Source organism: Sporosarcina limicola (assembly GCF_014873855.1).
GTDB classification, from domain to species: domain Bacteria; phylum Bacillota; class Bacilli; order Bacillales_A; family Planococcaceae; genus Sporosarcina; species Sporosarcina limicola.
Genome location: NZ_JADBEL010000044.1, coordinates 1 through 19,998 on the forward strand (window position 1 = coordinate 1; position 19,998 = coordinate 19,998).

Sequence of the window (19,998 nt, forward strand, 5' to 3'; positions counted from 1 at the left end):
TCGCGGAGGACACCCTTGCCTTCTGCTAACAGTTCCTACTGCCAAGCCTGTAGTGGACTTTCACCACCTAGCGATTACCCATGCCGGGCACACGACAAAGAAAAGCCAGGGCAATTAATCCCTAGCCTTCGTTTGCTTTCCTTCATTAGCTAATAATTTCTTATCCCGTTCCAACCGCTTCATGATCCAATGTAGTTGATACCTCTGGTTTTCAACAAGACTGGCCATGTGTCCGCCGGATCTAGTATTTTTAATTCTTGCCACAAAAACACTCCTTTTTTCAGTGAAAACACTATTTACCCCCCTTTGTCTAAAATATTAGTCGCGCGCTCAGCGATTCAGCCAACCGGTGCTGGAGTTTTTTCTTTTTACAAACAACTTAGAGGGGGGTATTCATAATTGTTTTATTTATAATTTCAACAGGATTTCTTTAATTTCTTTTTCACTTTCTTGGCTATCTACAAAAATATCAATCCTCGATTTAATATCTCCAAGTATTTTTGCATGGTGATAAAACTTCTTTGTCCCTTCAGCCGTTACGTCTTTTTCGTATTTCTGCAATGCTTGCGTTGAAACTGTAAGTTGCTCGTTGAACATATTTTTAACTTCTTCTGGAATTCCCACTCCCATCACCTCCCTCCTTTGGTTGTGTATACCTATTTGAACCTTACTTAAACACCCGCGTCTTTTCTTTCAACGAGCAGCATCCTCATCCGCGTCGTGACAGGAGATAACAGATCAAACCTAGAAACGGGTAAACCTATCTTGTCCCTGTTGTGTTCGCTCAACTGTTCCTTCCAGTCATTCAGGGTGCTCCTTAACCATACCGAGCGTCGTTTCATGCCATCCATCTCTAGCAGCCCTTCAATAAGTTCAGCTTTCACCGGTGTTAATTCTTTATCTTTATCCACTGCCTGCTCTTCTAAAATTGCTAATTCGTTTAGCCACCCCGTCGCTTCCTCGCAAATCATTGCTTGAATAATAGGATTGTTTTTATCACCGTAAGCCTCAATTTTTTCTTTTCTCCTGGTAATGCGTCCGTTCACTTCTTTAATTTGCGCATTGACGCGATCAATTTCCTTTTCGTCAGACGAGATGATAGCAGAGTTATAGGATTGTTTTAAAACATCCAGACTCTCAACATCAACTATGTTCTCCTCTGTCAATAGTTTTACTTCACCTGATATACGGTTTCTTTCCTCTTGAATACGCTGTTCTAAACTCATAATAAAATTCCTCCTAGTTTTTGTTTTGCTGCTCGTTCTATTCGTTCTACTCGTCGTTCCAGTGCTGCCTGAATCTTTTTGTCTGCCTTTTTCCTAGACTCTTCAAAGTCACGCATCCACTCTTTAAACGCTTCCGATTCCACTTCTTCCTTCCAGTAGTCTTCTTCACCGTTAATTATATTAGTGATCCATTCAATGCCTTTTAAAAGTGGATGGTCTTTGTCTGTTGTGCAAAATGTTTTGGTGTCTTTCGGATTGTTAGTCAGACAGATTTCATAGAGACAGATTTTTTTATCTTTATAAAGTGACATATCGTTTAATATCGGGTGTAGTTTTTTTGCGCGCGTCTCGTTTTTTATATCCCGTTTCAACTTTCCACGTCTAAAAATACAACTACATTGCCGTAATCTTCGATGCTTCACGTGTCGGTACGCTCGTAGACCCTCCACGCTTAACGGTGCGTATCTGAAATACAATCCTTTATTAGTTTGTACTAGAATCAATTCACCTCCTTCTGGTGCGGCGGTAGTCGTTAGCGTTTGCTTTGGATTATGCTCTAAGGTCATAGCAACTTCTTTTGCATACGTTACCGTTTCGGAATCGGTGTAAGAACATTTCTCAATACCATCAATTACTATTCCAGAAATGAAGTCGAATTTTTTGGCCAATCCATAAATATATTTCTTCAATATTTCACGTCCTTTTCTTTAACTCATAAGTAAGTTTTTCAGAAACGTTATAGCACTTCTGAAAAATATTTCAAAAACGGGTTTTTCTGCGATGAAGACAGCCAACCGGTGCTGGTGTTTTTTCCTTTTACAAACAACTTGGAGGGGGGTATTAATATAGAAATATTAGGAATCGCTCCTTCATTTTCCTTTTCTCCTCTTCCTGCTTGTCCTAATACTCCTGATATTCTTCGACAGTCATATAAACAAACTGCCCTCGTATTAAATACTGCTGTTTATCCTCGTTAACTGTTGGTCCTGATTGCTTCACTGGCTTCCTGAACGCTTGTGTTAGTTGCTGATACTTCCTTATAGTCCGCTGTCGATTGCTCGTTACGTTGTCGCTCCGTGTGTTGTTCTTCGCGCTCTAGTTGCTTAGTGATTTGCTGAAGCAATCGCCCTATAATTTTCAGCTGTACTCGTTTCCCTTTAGCAAAGTAACGGATCGTGATAGGTCTATCGCGTTCATCTATCCATTCCAGTACAGACTCCCACCGTCTATGTGCTTTGTATTCCTTCTGTATCAATCGCTCATACCTTTCCTTCGCCTCAATGATTTTGATAGCTTGTATATCCGTTACTGGACTACCGCCGTTTCCTGTAAATTCTTTGTCATAGTGAACTGTAGGATAGAGTACCGTGTCATATAACTCCTGGTGGAAGTCTGCGCGCTGTTTCTCCAACCGTTTCGCTCTTGTTAATGCCTGAGACAAATGCGACAACTGCCATTCGTTTAACCCTTCCAAACCGACACCTCCACAAGAAAGAGAAAGACCCCCAGTGATCTAGACACCTCCTGTTTACTTCAAAGCGACTTTGTATATGAACACGTACGTGATGTTTTTACCAATCGCTGTCATGTGACTAGTAATCTCTAAAACTTCAATATTAGTATCAGCGCAATCGCGAATGAACTCATTGACGCCTTTATTTGCCTCGTACTGGCTGTCGAATTCTTCGATGATGATTTCGAATTTATTCATTTTGATTTCTCCTTTCATTAGTTTTGTCTACCTTTTCAGATATTTTTAGCCGTTATTCTACCTTTTGTCTACCTCTTTAAACCCGTTGCAACAATGTTTATAGCAGTAGGTAGACAAAGTAGGAGGTAGGATGCAAGATATACCCCATATATATACTTCGTATAAACTAACAACGGAAAAACAAAATACTTTTTCATCATGTATAGTTTATATTGTCTACTTTGTCTACTCCTTCTACCTATACCTATAAACCGTTGATATGTAAGGTTTCTTTAGGGTAGGAATTGGTAGACACTTATAAACTCATATTCTACTTTTCCTACCTTTTTGAATCTGATTCAAAATTGAAACCTAACTCCTCAACGATTTCCGGTTTTATCGCTAATCCAGAAAAGTTTTCACCTTTATGTTTATATTGCTTCGTATCAACTTCTTTACTATTTCTTATTGAACTGATTGAAATATCACGCCGCAACCACTCTGATCTAATCGCCTTTTGTTCAGTCTTCAAAAACTCCTTTAGGTAATTCGGAAGAAGAATCAAAGTTTTGTCCCTATAAAGCGCTTTAATTGTTCCATTCGGGATGAATTCACCGAAAATGGATTGCCTGTCCGAATCCAAGTCTGACAATATTAAATGAAGCATCTCCATAGGTTTGTCTATAGCGGTGTTCTCCCTAACCATTTCGTCGAATAGGTCCAGCAAAGCGTCCAGGTCGATATTCATGTTCAACGTTTTATTTAGTACATCCGCCGTAAATACCAATGCTGAATAGTGTCGCGCAATTCGTGAAAGTACATCGTTACCGTTAGACTTCTTCTGGAAGTGATCGTTGTAAGTTTGGTAGATGGGTGTCAAGTTCCCCATTTCGGTGCTCCATTTCTTGTGGAATTCAATGCCGATAGCTCCATGATTATTCTCAATGGCCGTATAAATTTCATTAAAAAAATTATAATCAGCATCGCCGAACGGTAAGCCTTTTACTGGTAGCACACGCGCGGCCGCTCCACCTGCTTCAATTGCAAAGTCTAGCAATGAGGATTCACCATTCGATAGCATGATATTGTTCCAGGTATATTCCGTTTGTGTCCCCGTAAGCGACCCCCTACCCTTTGACCGTCCGCCTGAGAAATTGTATATAAAATCTTTCAGTTGTCGCGGATCCCCCTTTTGTGAATCATCGGCGATAATCGGAAAACTATTCAAAAATGCCGCTTTACGTTCCAGCGCAACTTTGGTCATATTCCATTCAGAGACAAGGCCCGATGTCCCCCAGACACTAGCAGCAATCTTTGAAACTGTACTCTTACCTTTGGAAGTGGGACCACTCAAATCAATAATAAATGGGCCTAGCTTTAGGTCTTTCAATATCACAGAGGTAAACGCTGCAACAACCATTAAAACTGCTTTAGGATGAGCCTGTATTTTTCGAAACACTTCATTTATCCAACTTTCTGCTGTTCCGTTCACCTGGAACGCTTCCAGTGTCTGTTTATCTCCAAGGTCTGGCGGTAAAATCTTAATTTCGGGCATCGACGGATGAACAAAGCCTCTTTTGATATGTCCCAAGCGCGTCACAAGCTGGGTACGTGAGATATTGTTGTACATGATATATTTGTCAAAGAAGTTGATTAAGTCTTTCACATTGAGGTCATGGACCCCCAGTGATTTATCAGCCAATTGAAGTAGTTTATTTCTTGTGGAAATGTCGCCCGCTGGTATCGTCTCGCGGTATTCTCGACCGTCATCTTTCCATTGGATTTCATGATAGATTTGGTTTTGCTCCACATTAGAAAATGATTGTGTGATTATCGGCGAATGACGGCAAACAATCACGCTTTTTTCAAATTCCAAACCGCCTTCTTTAACTAAAACTTTTTTCTTCAGCGTGTCGAACTCTATCAAATAAGGCTCTGGAATGATGACTTGTCGTGCGTCTTCCATCCAGTACTCTGTTCCATCCTCAACGGGCATACCGACTGATTCCATGACTTTAGGATACGCCCAAGTAATTGCACGCCTAATAGTTTCCGTGCCGTATGTGCTGCCATCGCTATGGTGAACAACGTCCCACTTATCTCTGAATAGTTTAGTAGTCCGGAATATTCTATCCATCTGCTCCGCGTTACACCTGGTATGGATAGCAAGGTAATTCAACAATGAAATATCTGCTGCCGAATCGTCCCCATCGTGGAAAGATGTATCTCCGTTGAATAACGCTTTTATTTTCTCACCGCTTCTAGAATTAAACATTTTTGTAATAACAACCGCGTCATCTTTTTCATCTTCCGGAATAGGCATGTCCACAATTGGGATTGGATCCTCTATCTCGCTGCCGTGCGTCGTGTTATCGTAAATGTAATTCAGGATCATCTGATTTTCTTCCAGAGGTAGGGCATTGATTGCATTCCCTGTCATCGTTAAAAATCCCGTCCCATAGAAACACTCAACTTTATACTTTTCTTTGACGGTATATCTGTTTTGTTTACCGCCTGCACCTTTTGGCTTGTTCCCTTTAAACCACACATGAAGCCCTGTGCCGCTTGGACTGATTTCGGCATATGAATGTTCACTAATCGACTTAATAGATGCTGGTATACTGTCCAGGCTATCCCCGTCTAGGTCAAAGCAAATGAAATTATCATTCGACGTTAAGGCGAAACCTGCGCCGTGAACCGCTCCAGCTTCTACTGCCGCTTTCACTTGTTCAAATGAATAATGTATATCAAATCCCTGTTTTTTCGTACCATCTAATGAATAAGGTGGCTTTCCGAATTTCTTGTTTTTTTCGTCCCAGACCAATTTATAAGCAACCCATTGATCCAGTGCTTTTAATTCGGCTGGGATTCTTTCAAACTGTGGCTGTGTATGTTCAACCGGATCTAGTATTTCTTCACTTATAGTGGTCAATATCTTCGGCTCCTTTCGTCAAAATTTAGAGGTCATCTCTAGGACAACCTCCAATGGAGTGGTTGAGCCTACACAATACTTCCCTCACCTTTTTTTCCAGTTGTTAAAAACGTGCAAACTTTGGTATACTGCTTATTAGAATGTTTTATCTAATCGGCTCAATCGTCATTGCCCTGACGTTTGGGCTTTTTTATTGTCCATTTTTAATGTCTGCGACAATTTTAGACACCCAGTCTATTACTTCTTTTTCATCAAACGGAACACGTCCGAATTCTTGCATGAAAGCCTTATGGTTATATTCCATAGCTATTTCACGATCACGCTCTGGCGTCATAGGTATCATTCCAATTAATGAACTTCCAGCTTTTTCTTTACTGGTAGTATTATTAAAAATTTCTTGTTTGATTTCTTGTGCTGCTGCGTGATTTGTGTTCAAGCTATCCATTGCACTAACGCAAAGTTCATCTAAAACCCTTACGCTTCTGTGAAATTCATTGAAATAAAGTCTAGCGTCCTTTTCGTCAATGTTGTCCATTTTTATACGCAAGTGAGCAACCAATTCCCTTATATCGTTTAATGCGATAACATCACAACCAATTGCGTTTAATTCATTATCTAAATCCAATGCAAGTATCTTAAGATTTTCCTGTTTGTTTTTATCAGCAATTTTGCATGCTTGACAATCTGCTTTAACTTCTTTCAAGGCTCCTACTAGATCCAACTCCCCTTCATCGTCCAAATAATCTTCCATTAAGTCATAGATGTCTGTAACTGCCGCTTCCAAAATGAAATCCAAGAAATGCTCACGACTTACTTCAAATGGTGCACGTGTGCCGTCCTGGCGCTGTTCATATAAAGTGAATGGACCATCTTTCAAACATCCTTCTTTAACCATGTGGACAGTTTCGCATAAATCCATGACGTCAATTGGTCGTTTTGCGCTACTGTCTTTTACCTGCTGCATGTTGATAGTTTTTGTCATTATGTTTTCCTCCCTTGATCTTTCACATCCAACCTCTTTCGACCGCGCTTCAATATCAACCGTGTAAGAAAAATCTCCAACATCTAGAAAATAGGTCCCAGGCTTCAAGTTTTGTAAATCCCTAAGTTCATCCAGCTGCCATTGTGGAATGTCCATAATGTTGGAATAAAACTGACCAACCGCCATTTGAATGTCCTGTTCGATTAATCCACGTTGGGATTCCGTTTCATAACGCTCCGCCCATTCAGTACCTATAATCTGGCTGTGGTTTTTCTTGTAGCTTATTTGAACGACAGACGGGACTGACGACCCTTCAATAAATGCCTGTTGCTTGCCGATTTTGTTATAATCCATGTTTTACACTCTCCTTCTATTAGTAGACTTGCAGAACAATGAGTCCAACTATGAACGTCCATAGCGCATAACTGCCGTACATCCATATCGAGTCGTACAGACTGATTTCTTCATAGCCGAAGAAAAAGTTATTGATTCCCTTCATTGCCAACACCCCTTTCAAAACTTACTTACATACTTCTGGATGTCGCCGCCTGAATCTCTAACTGCTTTATAGAATTTATCCATGTACTTATCAACCTCTTTGCGATTGAACAACCACTTGCTTCCTAACCGGATCGCTCCGAATTCTTCTTCATAGAGAAAGTGCTTTACCACCGTAGGCCAACTCATATTTAAGTAGGTTGTGAGTTGTTTTGAATCCATGAAATAATGTTTTGATTCAATTTCGTTAAGGCGTTCTTCGACTTTTTGAAGATATAACCGTTCTAGTTGATCCTGGTTGATTTCAATTTGGATCATGGTTTCTTCACCTTTATTAAGCATTCTAAATGCTGTTGGTGATTAAAAAAAATATAATCAATACTTATATGCGGGAACGCCCTTTTGATTTTCCCTATAAAATTTCGTGACGCCTGAATGGTGCCGCGTTCGACCTTCTCGTACATGGAAAGAGAAACCCCAATCTTATCAGCCATTTCCTTTTGGGTTAGGCCGTTACCTGCTCTCAATTCCTTTAGTGGGTTCATCATCTTTTTTCACATCTCCTTTCCGCAACTGGTATGCTTATAGCTTACGACAGCATCTGGAATGCTGCCAAGCATTTTAAATGCTGTTTTTATTTATTGTTTTAGGTTATCATATGTTAAAGGCATACAAACAGCATAAAGGAGGGCTATAATGACATTGAATAGTTTTGGTATCGAACTAAAAAAAGCACGTAAATTGAAAAAAATGACCCAAAAACAACTCGGTGACAAATTGGGAGTTGTTGAAAGTACCGTCCGTATGTGGGAATTAGGAAAAAACACGCCATCTGTTGATACCATTAGGCAAGTATCCGGCATACTTGAAGCCGATTGGTTTGAGTTATTAACATTGGCTGGTTATGAGGACGTTGTAAACGAAATCAATAGAAATAATGAAGAAGCACTCGACGCTTTAGATACGAGTTTTTTAGATAATAATTACATTCTACTAACTTACAAAGTACCCACCTCAACAAAATATAAGGATTCTAGTGGTGTCAGTGTTTCAGCAATCATTCCCAAAGAACAAGCCTTGATGTCTTTTTTTGAATTAGAAAAATTACTTTCTTTAAATGAATACGTGAATTATAAAGGTGAATTACTAACCAATGAAGATAAAGAAACATTAATAAAAAAAATCAAAGAAATTAAAAAGGAGTGACTAACTTATATGGCCACATACCGAAAACGTGGTAACTCATGGGAATACACCGTAAGTGCTGGTAAAGACCCCGTGAGTGGTGAATATATCAGAATACCCAAAGGCGGCTTTAAAACAAAGACTGAAGCAAGACACGCCGCCGAAAAAATTGAGGAAGAAATAAGAAGTGGAACATATATCAAAGAATCGAAAATGACATTTAACGAACTTTTCAACAAATGGTTATCCCAATATGAAAAACGTGCAAAAATAAGCAGCGTCCGGGCGCGTAAAATTGCCGCCAAAAAGTTACTTGATGAATGGGAACACTATCCGATTAGTAAAATTACAATGACTATGTATCATGAACATCTGGATGAATTAAGTGCAAGATTTAGTTATAACTACCTCGATAGTATCCACACAACTGGAAGGATGATTTTCAAACTTGCTATGATGCAAAATCTAATAAAGAGTAACCCAACTGAACATTATGAGAAACCACGGGTTAAAAACGATGTAATAAAAGAAGAAGTGAATGAAGTCGATAACTTTTTAGATCGTGGTGAATTAGCGGAATTTCTGACGCTGGCTAAAAATGAGGGAATGGCGCATGATTTACTTATATTCTCCACACTTGCCTACTCTGGATTAAGACTAGGTGAATTACTTGCCCTGAAAGAATCTGACATTGATTTCAAAACCAATGAAATTAGTGTCACTAAGACGTATTACAACCCAACCAATAAGAAAAGCTCTGTTACTCTACTTACTCCGAAAACTAAGGGATCTTATCGCAAGTTTAATATCGACCCGTTTGTTATCCAGCTAATAAAAGAACGTGTGAAGGAACAAAAAGAAGAAAAGATGAAGCACCGCATGATTTATAAGGATGAAGGTTTTATTTTTGCTGATGCTCAAGGTTATCCATTCACTATGAAGTTTGTAGCTATCCGACTGCAACGCCTTATGAAGATAATGAAGAGGATGAACGAAGGCAAAGATAAGGATAAGGATAAGGATAAGAATAAGAATAAGAAAAAACACATTACACCGCATAGCTTCAGACATACAAATATTTCACTATTGATTGAAGCTAATGTTCCGATTGGTGAAATTCAAAGACGTGTAGGTCATACAGATATTCAAACAACGATGAACATATACGCTCATATGACCAAAGAAACAAAGGATCAGGCTTCACTATTATTCAGTGACCACTTATCTGATTTGACCCGCGTTTTACGGTGATTATTATTTCATTCACGACAAATTCACGACAAGAATAAAAATAAAACCCCGTAAACCCTTGCTTATCAAGGTTACGGGGTTCTTCTTACATCATGCCGCCCATACCACCCATATCAGGCATTCCGCCCATTGCATTATCCGATGGAATATCCGCTACAACTGCTTCAGTCGTCAAGAACATAGCTGCAACAGAAGCTGCGTTTTGTAGAGCGTAGCGTGTTACTTTTGTTGGATCGACAATGCCCGCTTCCATCATGTTGACCCAAGTGCCATCTGCTGCATTGAAGCCGATACCGATTTCTTCACGTTTCAAGCGGTCTACAACGATAGATCCTTCAAGGCCTGCGTTGTTTGCGATTTGACGTACTGGTTCTTCAAGTGCGCGAAGGACGATTTTAACGCCTGTTGCCACGTCGCCTTCTGTGGATTCTAGCAGTACTTCTACTTTCTTGTAGACGTTCACAAGCGCAGTACCACCACCGGATACAATACCTTCTTCGACAGCCGCACGTGTTGAGTTCAATGCGTCTTCGATGCGAAGTTTACGTTCTTTCAATTCAGTTTCAGTTGCTGCTCCGACTTTGATAACTGCTACGCCACCTGCAAGTTTAGCAAGGCGTTCTTGCAATTTCTCTTTATCGAATTCAGATGTGGATTCTTCAAGTTGCGTACGGATTTGATTGACCCGACCTGCAATCAGTTTAGAATCTCCGCTACCTTCAACGATTGTCGTATTGTCTTTTGTAACGACAACTTTCGCTGCGCGTCCGAGCTGAGCGATATCCGCAGATTTAAGATCGAGACCCAAATCTTCCGTGATAACTTCTCCACCTGTCAAGATTGCGATGTCTTCAAGCATTGCTTTACGACGGTCGCCAAATCCTGGTGCTTTAACAGCAACAGCATTGAATGTGCCACGAAGTTTGTTGACAACAAGTGTTGCAAGTGCTTCGCCTTCAACGTCTTCTGCAATCATCAACAGTGGTTTGCCTTGTTGGACAACTTGTTCAAGAACAGGAAGGATTTCCTGGATGCTCGTAATCTTTTTATCTGTAATCAAAATGTATGGGTTATCGAGAACCGCTTCCATTTTGTCCGTATCAGTTGCCATATAAGCAGATGCATATCCGCGGTCGAATTGCATACCTTCTACAACATCTAGCTCTGTCGTGAATCCTTTTGACTCTTCAAGCGTGATAACACCGTCATTACCCACGCGTTCCATCGCTTCAGCGATCAAGGCCCCGACTTCTTCGTCTCCGGAAGAGATGGCTGCCACTTGCGCAATCGATTCTTTTCCTTCGATTTCCTTCGAAATAGCCTTCAAACCTTCAACAGCAGTTGCTACCGCTTTTTCGATTCCTTTACGGATGCCAACAGGGTTTGCTCCAGCTGTGACGTTTTTCAACCCTTCACGGATCATTGCTTGCGCAAGCACTGTTGCAGTTGTCGTTCCATCACCTGCAATTTCATTCGTTTTTGAAGCGACTTCTGCTACGAGTTTTGCGCCCATGTTTTCGAATGCGTCTTCAAGTTCGATTTCACGCGCGATTGTTACACCGTCATTTGTAATAAGTGGTGAACCGAATTTTTTCTCAAGAACGACGTTACGTCCTTTAGGTCCAAGCGTTACTTTAACAGCATCCGCTAATGTATCTACACCACGGAGCATCGCACTACGTGCATCTTCATTAAATTTAATTTGTTTAGCCATTTATAAGTTCCCTCCTGAGTTTTCGTGTATTCATCTGTTAGTCATATAGTTGTAAATTAACCGATGATCGCTAGAATATCGCTTTCACGCAGGATCAGATATTCATTGCCTTCATATTTCACTTCTGTACCAGAGTATTTTGAGAAGATAATCCGATCGCCTTCTTTCACTTCTAGGTCGATGCGCTGGCCGTTTTCAAGAACACGTCCAGTACCTGCAGCAATGACTTTTCCTTCTTGCGGTTTTTCTTTCGCAGAATCTGGTAGTACAATCCCGCTTGACGTTTTTTCTTCAGCTTCGATTAGCTCGATTACGATACGGTCACCTAATGGTTTCAACAAGTGAAACAACCTCCTCAAAGTAATTTCTACATTTTTAGCACTCGTCATATGTGAGTGCTAACACATTTCTTATCATAATGAATATTCCCAATGAATGCAAGTGAAATACTCCGAACATTTTCTCTTTGCTAATCTTGTCCAAAACAGCTAAAATGAACGTCAGCCACAGATGAAAGGATGAGAACAGTGAAAAACTGGAAAATCTATAGCTACCTTCTACTAACTTACGTTGTCATGCAGATCGGCAGCGTCTACTTATCCAAATTCGTGATTGGTTATCTGCAAAGCAAACCAGATCTAACCGAGCTACAAGCCACTTATCACGGATTAGCTTGGTCACTGTTCATCGTCAATACAATTGCAGCGATCATCTTCCTTCTATTGCTTGTACCGAACAAGAAATTCATGAACGTCTTCAAAGGAAAGAAATCCACAATCGGTATGACAATCCTATGGGGATTCATAGGGTTCTTCCTCGCAATGGCTGGTCAGATGATTGCCGGCATTATCGAGCAGGCAATGGGGATCACCGTCGGTTCAAAAAATACGGAAATCCTCGGGGATATCGCAAGAATGTCGTCCATTATAATTCTTCCGATGGTCCTATTTGCACCATTTCTTGAAGAGCTCATCTTCAGAAGAGTCATCTTCGGGGGAATTTACCTGAAAACGAATTTTTGGATTGCCACGATTGTTAGTGCAGTTGTATTTGCGGCTGTCCATAATGAGTTCCAACATCTTCTCATGTATATGATGCCTGCTTTCGCTTTCGCTTTTGTCTATTACAAGACGAAACGGATTTTGGCACCGATGCTTGCCCATTTATTGATGAATGGATTCGTGACAATCATGCAGTTGAACCTCGATAAGATTCAAAAGTATCTACAACAATTCGAGGATATGAAACAAACCTTTATCATATTCTTCAATTAAAAAAGTCTTCCTTCCGGGATAACCGGTTTGGAAGACTTTTTTATTCATTCTTACTCTGATTGTCGTGCATTAAATTCATCAATCTGCCGTTGTTGTTCCGCTTTTGCTTCTTCAAATACCCGCCGCTTCTCCGCCTTCAAATATTTTCTGTAACCGAAGCGGGATATGAAGATGCTTAATTCATAAAGAGCAAAGAGCGGGACTGTGACGAATAGATGGGAAAACAGGTCTGGTGGTGTAATAAACGCTGCAATGACGAACAGAACAAAGTAAGCATATTTTCGTACTTTGACGAGTGTATCCGGATCCAAAATGCCAAGTCTCGCTAAAAATAACAGCACGACAGGCAATTGAAAAATGATCCCAAATGGGATTAACAATTGGAATAGAAATGAAAAGTACTCATTAATGCCAATTGTCTGGGTGATAGCTAACTCAGAGGACAGGTTTATCATGAATTTCATCACATAAGGGAGTAAGACGAAATACGAAAACGAAATTCCACCGACAAAAAGGAAAAAGGTGAACGGGATATAGTTTCGTGTCGCACGTCGCTCTGTTTCATGTAATCCCGGTGAGACAAATGCCCATAATTGGTACATCAGCACCGGTGAAATGACGATGAATGCGATGAATATGATTACTTTTAAGTAAATCATAACTGGATCGAGTACACTGAACGCATTCAATGTAATATTTTTCGCTTCGCCGTCGTATTGTAAGAATTTAATAAGCGGCTTTGCTATGAAAAAACTTCCCACTATCGCAACAACAAAGAAAACGACGATTACCATCAGCCGTTTTCTAATTTCATCTATATGCTCAATGATTGTTAAGTTATTCTCTTTCATTGGACAGACATCCTAACTCACTTAACTTCTTCTTTCTTAACTTCAACTTTTTCCATTTCTACTTTCTTCACTTCGTCATCATTAGCGAGACCTTTTGTCGCGTTTTTGAATTCGCGCAATGAAGAACCGAACGCCTTACCGATTTCAGGTAATTTCTTTGGACCGAATACAAGTAATGCAATTACTGCAATTATAACCCAACTCATTGGACCTGGCATCTCGGACACCTCCTTCAGAATACTTCTATTTTACATTAAAATAACCCATATATCTATTACTACGCCATCACAATTGTGAATCTTTTTCGTCAGTTTTTATGAAGTAAATCAGTGTCTGCAATTCAACAGACAAGTCAATCGTATGAATTCGCACTGATTCAGGTGCAGCCAGACGCACAGGAGTGAAATTCAAAATCCCTTTTATCCCCATGCTAATGAGCTGGTCCGTCATTTCCTGCGCACTACGAGAAGGCACTGCAAGGATGGCTAGCTCGACACCGTACTCCTTAATCTTCTCTTCAAGCAATTCGGGATGAAATACAGGAATTCCGCTCATTTCTTTTCCTTCATTCGGAGCTTTCGGATCGAATGCAACGACAATACGCGTATTATGGTTCTTCTGAAAATTATATTTTAAAAAAGCATTACCCAAACTTCCGACACCAATAAGTGCGACATCTGTTTCTTCATCCTGATCAAGCGTTTGGCGGAAAAAATTGACGAGATATTGCACATCATACCCATATCCCTTTCTTCCTAGTGCACCAAAATGAGAGAAGTCTCTTCGGATTGTGGCAGCATCGATTTTCATCGCTTCGCTTAATTCACTGGAAGATACGCGCTTCTTACCGGCATTCGAAAAGTTTTGGAGAAATCTATAGTATAGTGGCAATCGTTTCGACGTTGCTTGTGGAATTTTGGGCGTTTCTTCTATCATTATAACCCTCCTGCAAATACAATTATCCGATACTATCGTACAGTACATGCTGATGATTGTAAAGCCTACCATTGCACGCTCAGCGCCATTCTATTACACTGTATAGGAATAGAGGTGCTTATTATGATTGTATTACAAGTGAACGGACTGACAAAATCATTTTCTGGAACCGATATATTGCAAAACGTACGTCTCGAAGTCCAACATCGTGATCGTGTCGCACTCGTCGGCCGAAACGGTGCGGGAAAGTCAACGTTACTCAAAATAATTGCAGGTGAAATGACGGCTGACTCGGGCGATTTGATCGTCCCGAAAGATGTACGCATTGGCTATCTGGAACAGCATTCGGGAATCGACTCTACATTGACGGTTTGGGAAGAGATGATGACCGTATTTGAACCGCTTCATTTAATTGAAAGACGACTACGGTCTCTTGAGGCACAAATGGCTAATCCGGCTGTCTATGACAACCCAAGCGATTATGATCGTGTGATGAAGGAATATGATGCACTGCAAGTCGAGTTCAAAGATTCAGGGGGCTATCAATATGAATCCGATACGCGCTCCGTTTTGCATGGCATGCGGTTTTATCCTGATGATTACGTCAAAAGTGTTAACCTCCTATCAGGGGGCCAGAAAACGAGACTTGCACTCGCAAAAATGCTCTTGAGCAAGCCGGATCTCCTTATCCTAGATGAACCGACGAACCATCTCGACATCGAAACGCTTGGCTGGCTCGAAAAATACCTAGTGTCCTATGAAGGTGCTATTCTGATTGTTTCCCATGACCGCTATTTCCTTGATGAAATCGTGACCATCGTCTATGAAGTCTCGAGAAGAAAAGTGACTAAGTACACGGGCAATTACAGCGCTTATCTCTATGAAAAAGGGAAGAATTACGAACGGGATCAGAAGCTCTATGAAAAAGAAGTGGGCGAGAAGGCGAAGCTTGAGGATTTCATCCAACGGAATATTGCTCGGGCATCCACGTCAAAAATGGCGAAAAGTCGTCGGAAACAACGTGAAAAAACCGACTGGATGGACTCCCCTGACGGCAATGAAAAATCGGCTAATTTCACCTTCTCAATCGACCGGCCGAGCGGTAATGATGTGCTCGCCCTTGAGCATATAGCCGTCGGGTATGATGACGTTCCCGTTTCTACTGGGTTGGATATGAAGGTGTACAAACAGGATCGTATTGCCATTATCGGCCCAAACGGTGTGGGGAAATCAACCCTATTGAAAACAATCGTCAAAAAACAGAATCCGATTTCGGGTGCGTTGCGCTATGGTACGAATGTTCAATTTGGCTACTATGACCAGGAACAAGCAACGCTTATCGGAAACGGTACCGTCTTACAGGAGTTATGGAATGACTGGCCTATGATGAATGAAAAAGATGTTCGCAACGTGCTTGGGCGGTTTTTATTCACAGGCGAAGATGTCGACAAACCCGTCACTTCTTTATCCGGAGGCGAGAAAGCACGGTTATCGCTAGCGAAACTGATGCTCAAGAAATCGAATACACTCATTCTCGATGAACCGACAAACCACTTGGATCTCGATAGTAAGGAAGTACTCGAAAATGCACTCGATGATTTCCCTGGCACCATCATCTTTGTATCGCATGACCGGTACTTCATCAACCGAATTGCAACGAAGGTGATGGATATTAGTGCGATGGGAGCAGTAGAATACCTTGGTGGTTATGATTATTTCATCGAAAAAAAATTGGAACAAGCTGAGCTACTTGCGGAGAGAAAAACAGGTTCAGTCGCTGTAACACAGTCCAACGAAAACCGGACCGCTGACGATAAGGAACAGAAACGGCAAGAAAGAAGACTAACGAGAAGCATCGCAGAACTCGAATCGCAGCTTTCTATACGTGAAGAGCAGATGACAACACTCCAAGATGAACTTACCAAACCGGAGTTTGCAGACGATCACATCAAGTTGATGGAACTGCAAGCCCAGATTGACGCACTCCAAGTGGAGCATGATGGTCTATCGGAAGACTGGCTTGGCTTTCAAGAAGAGCTGGAGTCACTGGAATAAAAAGTGCGCTCTGTTGAATCGGGAAAATCGACTCAACAGGGCGCTTTGTCATTTTCAGCCGTCATACCTTGTAAGATAGTGTCAACCTTTTATTTCTACGGTTTATTATTTCCACAACTTTATCCACAAGAATAATGTACATATAATCGTGTATGAACAACATTACCCACAGATGCTGAATTTTTTATTCACATAGTTATCCTTTCATCAGCCTTATAAAATGAACGCCATAATATGTTATGCACATCTTATCCACACAGTGTGCATAAGTACGAATGTTCCTCTTGACAACCATCATACGTTCTATATTAAAAAAACATAGAAGTTGTCATTTTGCGACAACTTCTATGTTTTTTATTTTTCTGTATTCCATGAAATAAGAGGCATTCCCGGTTTGCCATTCATCGCAAGAGTTCCCCTTACCCCTTCGGTGAACATGGCAGATCCAGCAGCGGCAATCATCGCGGCATTATCCGTGCAAAGCGAGATAGGCGGAACGTAAAAAGGAATTCCCTTTTCCTGAAACGCTTTTTCAAGAGAAGCACGTAATCCCCTATTCGCCGCAACACCTCCAGCTGCGATTACTTGCTTCACATTATACTCCTTCGCCGCCCTCAATGCTTTCGTTGTCAACACTTCAACAACACTCGCTTGGAAACCGGCTGCGACGTGTGCAGGGTTAATTTCCTCCCCACGCTGATCAAGATTATGTTTGTAATTAATAACAGATGATTTAAGACCACTGAAACTGAAGTCATAAGAACCTGGTTCGAGCCACGCCCTCGGAAACTTAATCTCGGCGTCACTTCCTGCGGCCAACTTATCGATTTCTGGGCCACCTGGATAGGGAAGTCCAAGTACACGTGCCACTTTGTCGTATGCCTCACCAGCAGCATCGTCACGCGTTTCACCAATTAGTTTGAATGAACCATGGGCTCCCATCAACACAAGTTCTGTATGGCCTCCTGAGACGATGAGCGCTAAAAGCGGAAACTCCATCCGCTGCATCAATTCATTCGCATAAATATGCCCAGCAATATGATGGACACCGATAATCGGTAAACTATTTGCAAAGGCAAATGCTTTTGCAGCATTGATGCCTATTAATAACGCCCCAACGAGCCCGGGTCCTTCTGTAACAGCAACAGCATCGAGATCGGCAGGTTTCATACCTGCATCCAAAAGTGCTTCTTCAATAACAAGCGTAATTTGTTCAACATGGTGCCTTGATGCAATTTCAGGCACAACCCCGCCAAATCTTTTCTGGCTAACGATTTGGGATGCCACGACATTGGAAATGATTTCTGTCCCATTCTTCACAATCGATGCAGCAGTTTCATCACAACTCGTTTCGATACCTAGTATATACATGTCTTTTTTCATTTGAATTCCACCCACATGACGAGCGCATCTTCATGGTCGTCCGCATAATAGTTTTTCCGTATACCGCCATCTTGAAACCCAAGCTTACGGTAAAGATTCTGTGCTGTATCATTGGTCGTCCGTACTTCAAGCGTCATTAAACGTACGTCCATCTCCTTACACAACGCAATTGCTTCTCGCATTAAGCCCTCTCCAATTCCATTACCCCTCAAATGTAGACGTACAGCGACATTTGTAATATGGCATTCATCTAGCACAATCCACATACCACAATGACCAATCACTTCCCCATCATGAACGGCGACAACATAGTGCGCATAGTCATTCCCCGTCATTTCATGCTGAAAAACTTCCTCTGTCCACGGTGTCGCAAACGATTCCACTTCAATTGCGACGACAGCAGGAATATCATCTATCCCCATTTTTCTATATAAAATATCTTTACTCACGACTTTTATCCTTCCCCTGCCCTTTTAGCCAGTTCGCTTCCGCTTCGGCAATGCGTCGATATTGCGGAACAAACGTATGTACATCCGATTCCTGTTCTGACTGAATTGCAGCGTGAATAAGTGCGGACGCACGCGGTAGATTGAAATGGAGCGGTGCAATGACTGCCTGCTGACCAAGCCTCTCACTAATTTCCCCTTCATGCATCACCGTATCTTTTCCGACGAACAAAACCTGGTTGTCATCTTGTTCAAGAAACTTCATGATATCTTCCAATGAATAATGTCCATCTTCATAAATGGAAATAAGCTTACCATTATCATATCGATAAACACCGGCGTATACATTTCCCCTTCTAGCATCGACAATCGGACAAATAAGACCATCAAAAAACAAAGCGTCCATTGCAAGTGCTCTCAAGCTTGAGATGCCAACAAGTGGTTTATCAAGTGTCCATGCAAGTGTTTTCGCAATCGTCACACCTATTCGGACACCCGTATAAGAACCCGGCCCCTCAGAAACTGCAATTGCATCGATATCCGATGGTTTTAACTCAGCTTTGGTCAACAATTCCTCGATAGCCGGCATCGCCCGTAGCGAGTGGTTTATAGCCATTCCAGAGTTCTCCTCCACCAACAGTACCCCATCTTTGACAATTGCGACCGAGAGCGGTGTATTCGCAGTATCTATACCAAGCCAGATCATAATTGAATCCCCTCACAAATCTTTTCATATCGTTCACCCAATGGAGCGAACGTAATCGTACGTTTATTTTCTCCATTATGAACAAATCGAATTTCCAAGCGCTCTTTAGGTAAGTCTTCTTCTATTAAATGTGCCCATTCAATAACCGATATCGCATCCCCATAAAACAACTCGTCCCAACCAAGATCCTCATCACTACCCGCCAAGCGGTACACATCTAGATGATTAAAAGCATACTTCCCCACATACTGTTTAATGATTGTAAACGTTGGACTGTTAACGGTACGTGTAATGCCAAGACCTCTTGCAAGCGCCTTCGTAAACGTAGTTTTTCCTGCACCTAAATCACCTTCTAAGGTAATAACATCCGGCGGAGTAAGAAGTTCTGCGAGCTGTTCTGCGAGCCTCTCTGTTTCCTCAACAGAATGAACGATTAGTTCCTTATTCATATGTGCATTTCCTTTCTATTGCTTTGCCTATAGTGTATCGAAATTATGGTGCGACGGAAAGCAATCTGGTTTTATTTTTAAACACAAAAAAACCAACTCCGGGATAACTCCGTGGAATCGGTTATGAATTTTAAATTAAATGGCGGTCCCGACCGGGATCGAACCGGCGATCTCCTGCGTGACAGGCAGGCATGTTAACCGCTACACCACGGGACCATTATTAATATGTATATATACTTATTTTAATAAGTAAAACTCTTTAACTGCATATTGTTGATTATACAGTTTAGAACATTTCACAGTTTAAAACATAATATATATGCAAGCCTGGCGACGTCCTACTCTTGCAGGGGGAAACCCCCAACTACCATCGGCGCTGAAGAGCTTAACTTCCGTGTTCGGGATGGGAACGGGTGTGAC

Annotated in this window: 24 protein-coding genes, 1 tRNA gene and 1 rRNA gene; 4 read left to right on the top strand and 22 right to left on the bottom strand. The window is 41.3% G+C overall.

The genetic code is table 11. The features are described from left to right. Positions 1 to 114: 114 nt before the first annotated feature. The 11 genes from H4683_RS19995 to H4683_RS20040 form a co-directional block, all read right to left on the bottom strand. Positions 115 to 264, bottom strand: a complete 150-nt coding sequence (locus H4683_RS19995; RefSeq protein WP_192600589.1) for a hypothetical protein — start codon at positions 262 to 264, stop codon at positions 115 to 117. A gap of 144 nt (positions 265 to 408) precedes the next feature. Then, on the bottom strand, positions 409 to 630 hold the full coding sequence (locus H4683_RS20000) for a hypothetical protein (protein WP_192600590.1): 222 nt from the start codon (positions 628 to 630) through the stop codon (positions 409 to 411). 41 nt (positions 631 to 671) lie between these two features. Beyond that, positions 672 to 1,226 carry a hypothetical protein gene (locus H4683_RS20005; protein ID WP_192600591.1) on the bottom strand — a complete coding sequence of 185 codons (555 nt, stop codon included), beginning with the start codon at positions 1,224 to 1,226 and terminating at the stop codon, positions 672 to 674. Beyond that, on the bottom strand, positions 1,223 to 1,915 hold the full coding sequence (locus H4683_RS20010; protein ID WP_192600592.1) for an HK97 family phage prohead protease: 693 nt from the start codon (positions 1,913 to 1,915) through the stop codon (positions 1,223 to 1,225). Before H4683_RS20010 ends, H4683_RS20005 begins: the two co-directional genes overlap by 4 nt. A gap of 284 nt (positions 1,916 to 2,199) precedes the next feature. Beyond that, a complete protein-coding gene (locus tag H4683_RS20015) occupies positions 2,200 to 2,700 on the bottom strand; it encodes a hypothetical protein (protein WP_192600593.1) in 501 nt (166 codons plus the stop codon). 54 nt (positions 2,701 to 2,754) lie between these two features. Continuing rightward, the gene (locus H4683_RS20020; protein ID WP_192600594.1) at positions 2,755 to 2,937 is read right to left on the bottom strand and encodes a ribosomal eL8 family protein; all 183 of its coding nucleotides are present in this window, start codon (positions 2,935 to 2,937) and stop codon (positions 2,755 to 2,757) included. Between the two features lie 319 nt (positions 2,938 to 3,256). Then, on the bottom strand, positions 3,257 to 5,848 hold the full coding sequence (locus tag H4683_RS20025; protein ID WP_192600595.1) for a phage NrS-1 polymerase family protein: 2,592 nt from the start codon (positions 5,846 to 5,848) through the stop codon (positions 3,257 to 3,259). A gap of 190 nt (positions 5,849 to 6,038) precedes the next feature. Then, complete coding sequence (locus H4683_RS20030) at positions 6,039 to 7,184, bottom strand: hypothetical protein (protein WP_192600596.1); 1,146 nt, start codon at positions 7,182 to 7,184, stop codon at positions 6,039 to 6,041. Positions 7,185 to 7,203: 19 nt separating this feature from the next. Beyond that, positions 7,204 to 7,329 (bottom strand): hypothetical protein, encoded by a 126-nt coding sequence (locus H4683_RS22055; protein WP_275403107.1) that lies wholly within the window; start codon positions 7,327 to 7,329, stop codon positions 7,204 to 7,206. A gap of 14 nt (positions 7,330 to 7,343) precedes the next feature. Next, on the bottom strand, positions 7,344 to 7,646 hold the full coding sequence (locus H4683_RS20035) for a MerR family transcriptional regulator (RefSeq protein WP_192600597.1): 303 nt from the start codon (positions 7,644 to 7,646) through the stop codon (positions 7,344 to 7,346). Beyond that, positions 7,643 to 7,876, bottom strand: coding sequence for a helix-turn-helix transcriptional regulator (locus H4683_RS20040; protein WP_192600598.1), 234 nt, complete (start codon positions 7,874 to 7,876; stop codon positions 7,643 to 7,645). Before H4683_RS20040 ends, H4683_RS20035 begins: the two co-directional genes overlap by 4 nt. A 148-nt stretch (positions 7,877 to 8,024) precedes the next feature. Between H4683_RS20040 and H4683_RS20045 the strand changes: the two genes are divergently transcribed. Beyond that, on the top strand, positions 8,025 to 8,534 hold the full coding sequence (locus H4683_RS20045) for a helix-turn-helix transcriptional regulator (protein ID WP_192600599.1): 510 nt from the start codon (positions 8,025 to 8,027) through the stop codon (positions 8,532 to 8,534). A gap of 9 nt (positions 8,535 to 8,543) precedes the next feature. Next, a complete protein-coding gene (locus tag H4683_RS20050) occupies positions 8,544 to 9,764 on the top strand; it encodes a tyrosine-type recombinase/integrase (RefSeq protein WP_225942266.1) in 1,221 nt (406 codons plus the stop codon). Positions 9,765 to 9,849: 85 nt separating this feature from the next. Here the strand turns inward: H4683_RS20050 and groL are convergent, their stop codons facing one another. Next, positions 9,850 to 11,478 carry a chaperonin GroEL gene (gene groL / locus H4683_RS20055; RefSeq protein WP_192600601.1) on the bottom strand — a complete coding sequence of 543 codons (1,629 nt, stop codon included), beginning with the start codon at positions 11,476 to 11,478 and terminating at the stop codon, positions 9,850 to 9,852. Between the two features lie 56 nt (positions 11,479 to 11,534). Further along, the gene (gene groES, locus H4683_RS20060) at positions 11,535 to 11,819 is read right to left on the bottom strand and encodes a co-chaperone GroES (RefSeq protein WP_192600602.1); all 285 of its coding nucleotides are present in this window, start codon (positions 11,817 to 11,819) and stop codon (positions 11,535 to 11,537) included. Between the two features lie 186 nt (positions 11,820 to 12,005). On the opposite strand from groES, the gene H4683_RS22265 reads away from it, so the two are divergent. After that, on the top strand, positions 12,006 to 12,752 hold the full coding sequence (locus tag H4683_RS22265) for a CPBP family intramembrane glutamic endopeptidase (RefSeq protein WP_338062508.1): 747 nt from the start codon (positions 12,006 to 12,008) through the stop codon (positions 12,750 to 12,752). Between the two features lie 50 nt (positions 12,753 to 12,802). On the opposite strand, the gene tatC is transcribed toward H4683_RS22265, so the two are convergent. The 3 genes from tatC to H4683_RS20080 form a co-directional block, all read right to left on the bottom strand. Then, a complete protein-coding gene (gene tatC, locus H4683_RS20070) occupies positions 12,803 to 13,603 on the bottom strand; it encodes a twin-arginine translocase subunit TatC (protein ID WP_192600603.1) in 801 nt (266 codons plus the stop codon). Between the two features lie 17 nt (positions 13,604 to 13,620). Continuing rightward, positions 13,621 to 13,821, bottom strand: a complete 201-nt coding sequence (locus tag H4683_RS20075) for a twin-arginine translocase TatA/TatE family subunit (RefSeq protein WP_192600604.1) — start codon at positions 13,819 to 13,821, stop codon at positions 13,621 to 13,623. Positions 13,822 to 13,888: 67 nt separating this feature from the next. Next, entirely contained in the window at positions 13,889 to 14,539 is a 651-nt protein-coding gene (locus H4683_RS20080) for a redox-sensing transcriptional repressor Rex (RefSeq protein WP_225942267.1), read from the bottom strand. A 123-nt stretch (positions 14,540 to 14,662) separates the two neighbouring features. Between H4683_RS20080 and H4683_RS20085 the strand changes: the two genes are divergently transcribed. Continuing rightward, positions 14,663 to 16,594 carry an ABC-F family ATP-binding cassette domain-containing protein gene (locus H4683_RS20085; RefSeq protein ID WP_192600605.1) on the top strand — a complete coding sequence of 644 codons (1,932 nt, stop codon included), beginning with the start codon at positions 14,663 to 14,665 and terminating at the stop codon, positions 16,592 to 16,594. Positions 16,595 to 16,948: 354 nt separating this feature from the next. Here H4683_RS20085 and tsaD read toward each other — a convergent pair whose 3' ends face one another. The 6 genes from tsaD to rrf all read right to left on the bottom strand — a co-directional run. Next, positions 16,949 to 17,977 (bottom strand): tRNA (adenosine(37)-N6)-threonylcarbamoyltransferase complex transferase subunit TsaD, encoded by a 1,029-nt coding sequence (gene tsaD / locus H4683_RS20090; protein WP_192600606.1) that lies wholly within the window; start codon positions 17,975 to 17,977, stop codon positions 16,949 to 16,951. Then, a complete protein-coding gene (gene rimI / locus H4683_RS20095) occupies positions 17,974 to 18,426 on the bottom strand; it encodes a ribosomal protein S18-alanine N-acetyltransferase (protein ID WP_192600607.1) in 453 nt (150 codons plus the stop codon). The genes tsaD and rimI overlap by 4 nt, the downstream gene beginning before the upstream one ends. Further along, positions 18,419 to 19,129, bottom strand: a complete 711-nt coding sequence (tsaB, locus tag H4683_RS20100) for a tRNA (adenosine(37)-N6)-threonylcarbamoyltransferase complex dimerization subunit type 1 TsaB (protein ID WP_192600608.1) — start codon at positions 19,127 to 19,129, stop codon at positions 18,419 to 18,421. The genes rimI and tsaB overlap by 8 nt, the downstream gene beginning before the upstream one ends. After that, positions 19,126 to 19,578 (bottom strand): tRNA (adenosine(37)-N6)-threonylcarbamoyltransferase complex ATPase subunit type 1 TsaE, encoded by a 453-nt coding sequence (gene tsaE / locus H4683_RS20105; protein ID WP_192600609.1) that lies wholly within the window; start codon positions 19,576 to 19,578, stop codon positions 19,126 to 19,128. The genes tsaB and tsaE overlap by 4 nt, the downstream gene beginning before the upstream one ends. A 140-nt stretch (positions 19,579 to 19,718) precedes the next feature. Then, positions 19,719 to 19,794, bottom strand: a tRNA-Asp gene (locus H4683_RS20110). 109 nt (positions 19,795 to 19,903) lie between these two features. Further along, positions 19,904 to 19,998: ribosomal RNA gene (gene rrf / locus H4683_RS20115) — 5S ribosomal RNA — on the bottom strand; the annotation flags it as partial.

Bases quoted from the DNA above. Each gene is read 5' to 3' on its own strand.
- tsaD (WP_192600606.1), bottom strand. From the start codon at position 17,977: ATGAAAAAAGACATGTATATACTAGGTATCGAAACGAGTTGTGATGAA.
- H4683_RS20075 (WP_192600604.1), bottom strand. From the start codon at position 13,821: ATGCCAGGTCCAATGAGTTGGGTTATAATTGCAGTAATTGCATTACTT.
- H4683_RS20085 (WP_192600605.1), top strand. From the start codon at position 14,663: ATGATTGTATTACAAGTGAACGGACTGACAAAATCATTTTCTGGAACC.
- H4683_RS20020 (WP_192600594.1), bottom strand. From the start codon at position 2,937: ATGAATAAATTCGAAATCATCATCGAAGAATTCGACAGCCAGTACGAG.
- H4683_RS20050 (WP_225942266.1), top strand. From the start codon at position 8,544: ATGGCCACATACCGAAAACGTGGTAACTCATGGGAATACACCGTAAGT.
- H4683_RS20035 (WP_192600597.1), bottom strand. From the start codon at position 7,646: ATGATCCAAATTGAAATCAACCAGGATCAACTAGAACGGTTATATCTT.
- H4683_RS20045 (WP_192600599.1), top strand. From the start codon at position 8,025: ATGACATTGAATAGTTTTGGTATCGAACTAAAAAAAGCACGTAAATTG.
- tsaB (WP_192600608.1), bottom strand. From the start codon at position 19,129: ATGATCTGGCTTGGTATAGATACTGCGAATACACCGCTCTCGGTCGCA.
- H4683_RS22055 (WP_275403107.1), bottom strand. From the start codon at position 7,329: ATGAAGGGAATCAATAACTTTTTCTTCGGCTATGAAGAAATCAGTCTG.
- tatC (WP_192600603.1), bottom strand. From the start codon at position 13,603: ATGAAAGAGAATAACTTAACAATCATTGAGCATATAGATGAAATTAGA.
- H4683_RS20000 (WP_192600590.1), bottom strand. From the start codon at position 630: ATGGGAGTGGGAATTCCAGAAGAAGTTAAAAATATGTTCAACGAGCAA.
- H4683_RS20030 (WP_192600596.1), bottom strand. From the start codon at position 7,184: ATGGATTATAACAAAATCGGCAAGCAACAGGCATTTATTGAAGGGTCG.
- tsaE (WP_192600609.1), bottom strand. From the start codon at position 19,578: ATGAATAAGGAACTAATCGTTCATTCTGTTGAGGAAACAGAGAGGCTC.
- groL (WP_192600601.1), bottom strand. From the start codon at position 11,478: ATGGCTAAACAAATTAAATTTAATGAAGATGCACGTAGTGCGATGCTC.
- H4683_RS20080 (WP_225942267.1), bottom strand. From the start codon at position 14,539: ATGATAGAAGAAACGCCCAAAATTCCACAAGCAACGTCGAAACGATTG.
- H4683_RS20040 (WP_192600598.1), bottom strand. From the start codon at position 7,876: ATGATGAACCCACTAAAGGAATTGAGAGCAGGTAACGGCCTAACCCAA.
- H4683_RS20005 (WP_192600591.1), bottom strand. From the start codon at position 1,226: ATGAGTTTAGAACAGCGTATTCAAGAGGAAAGAAACCGTATATCAGGT.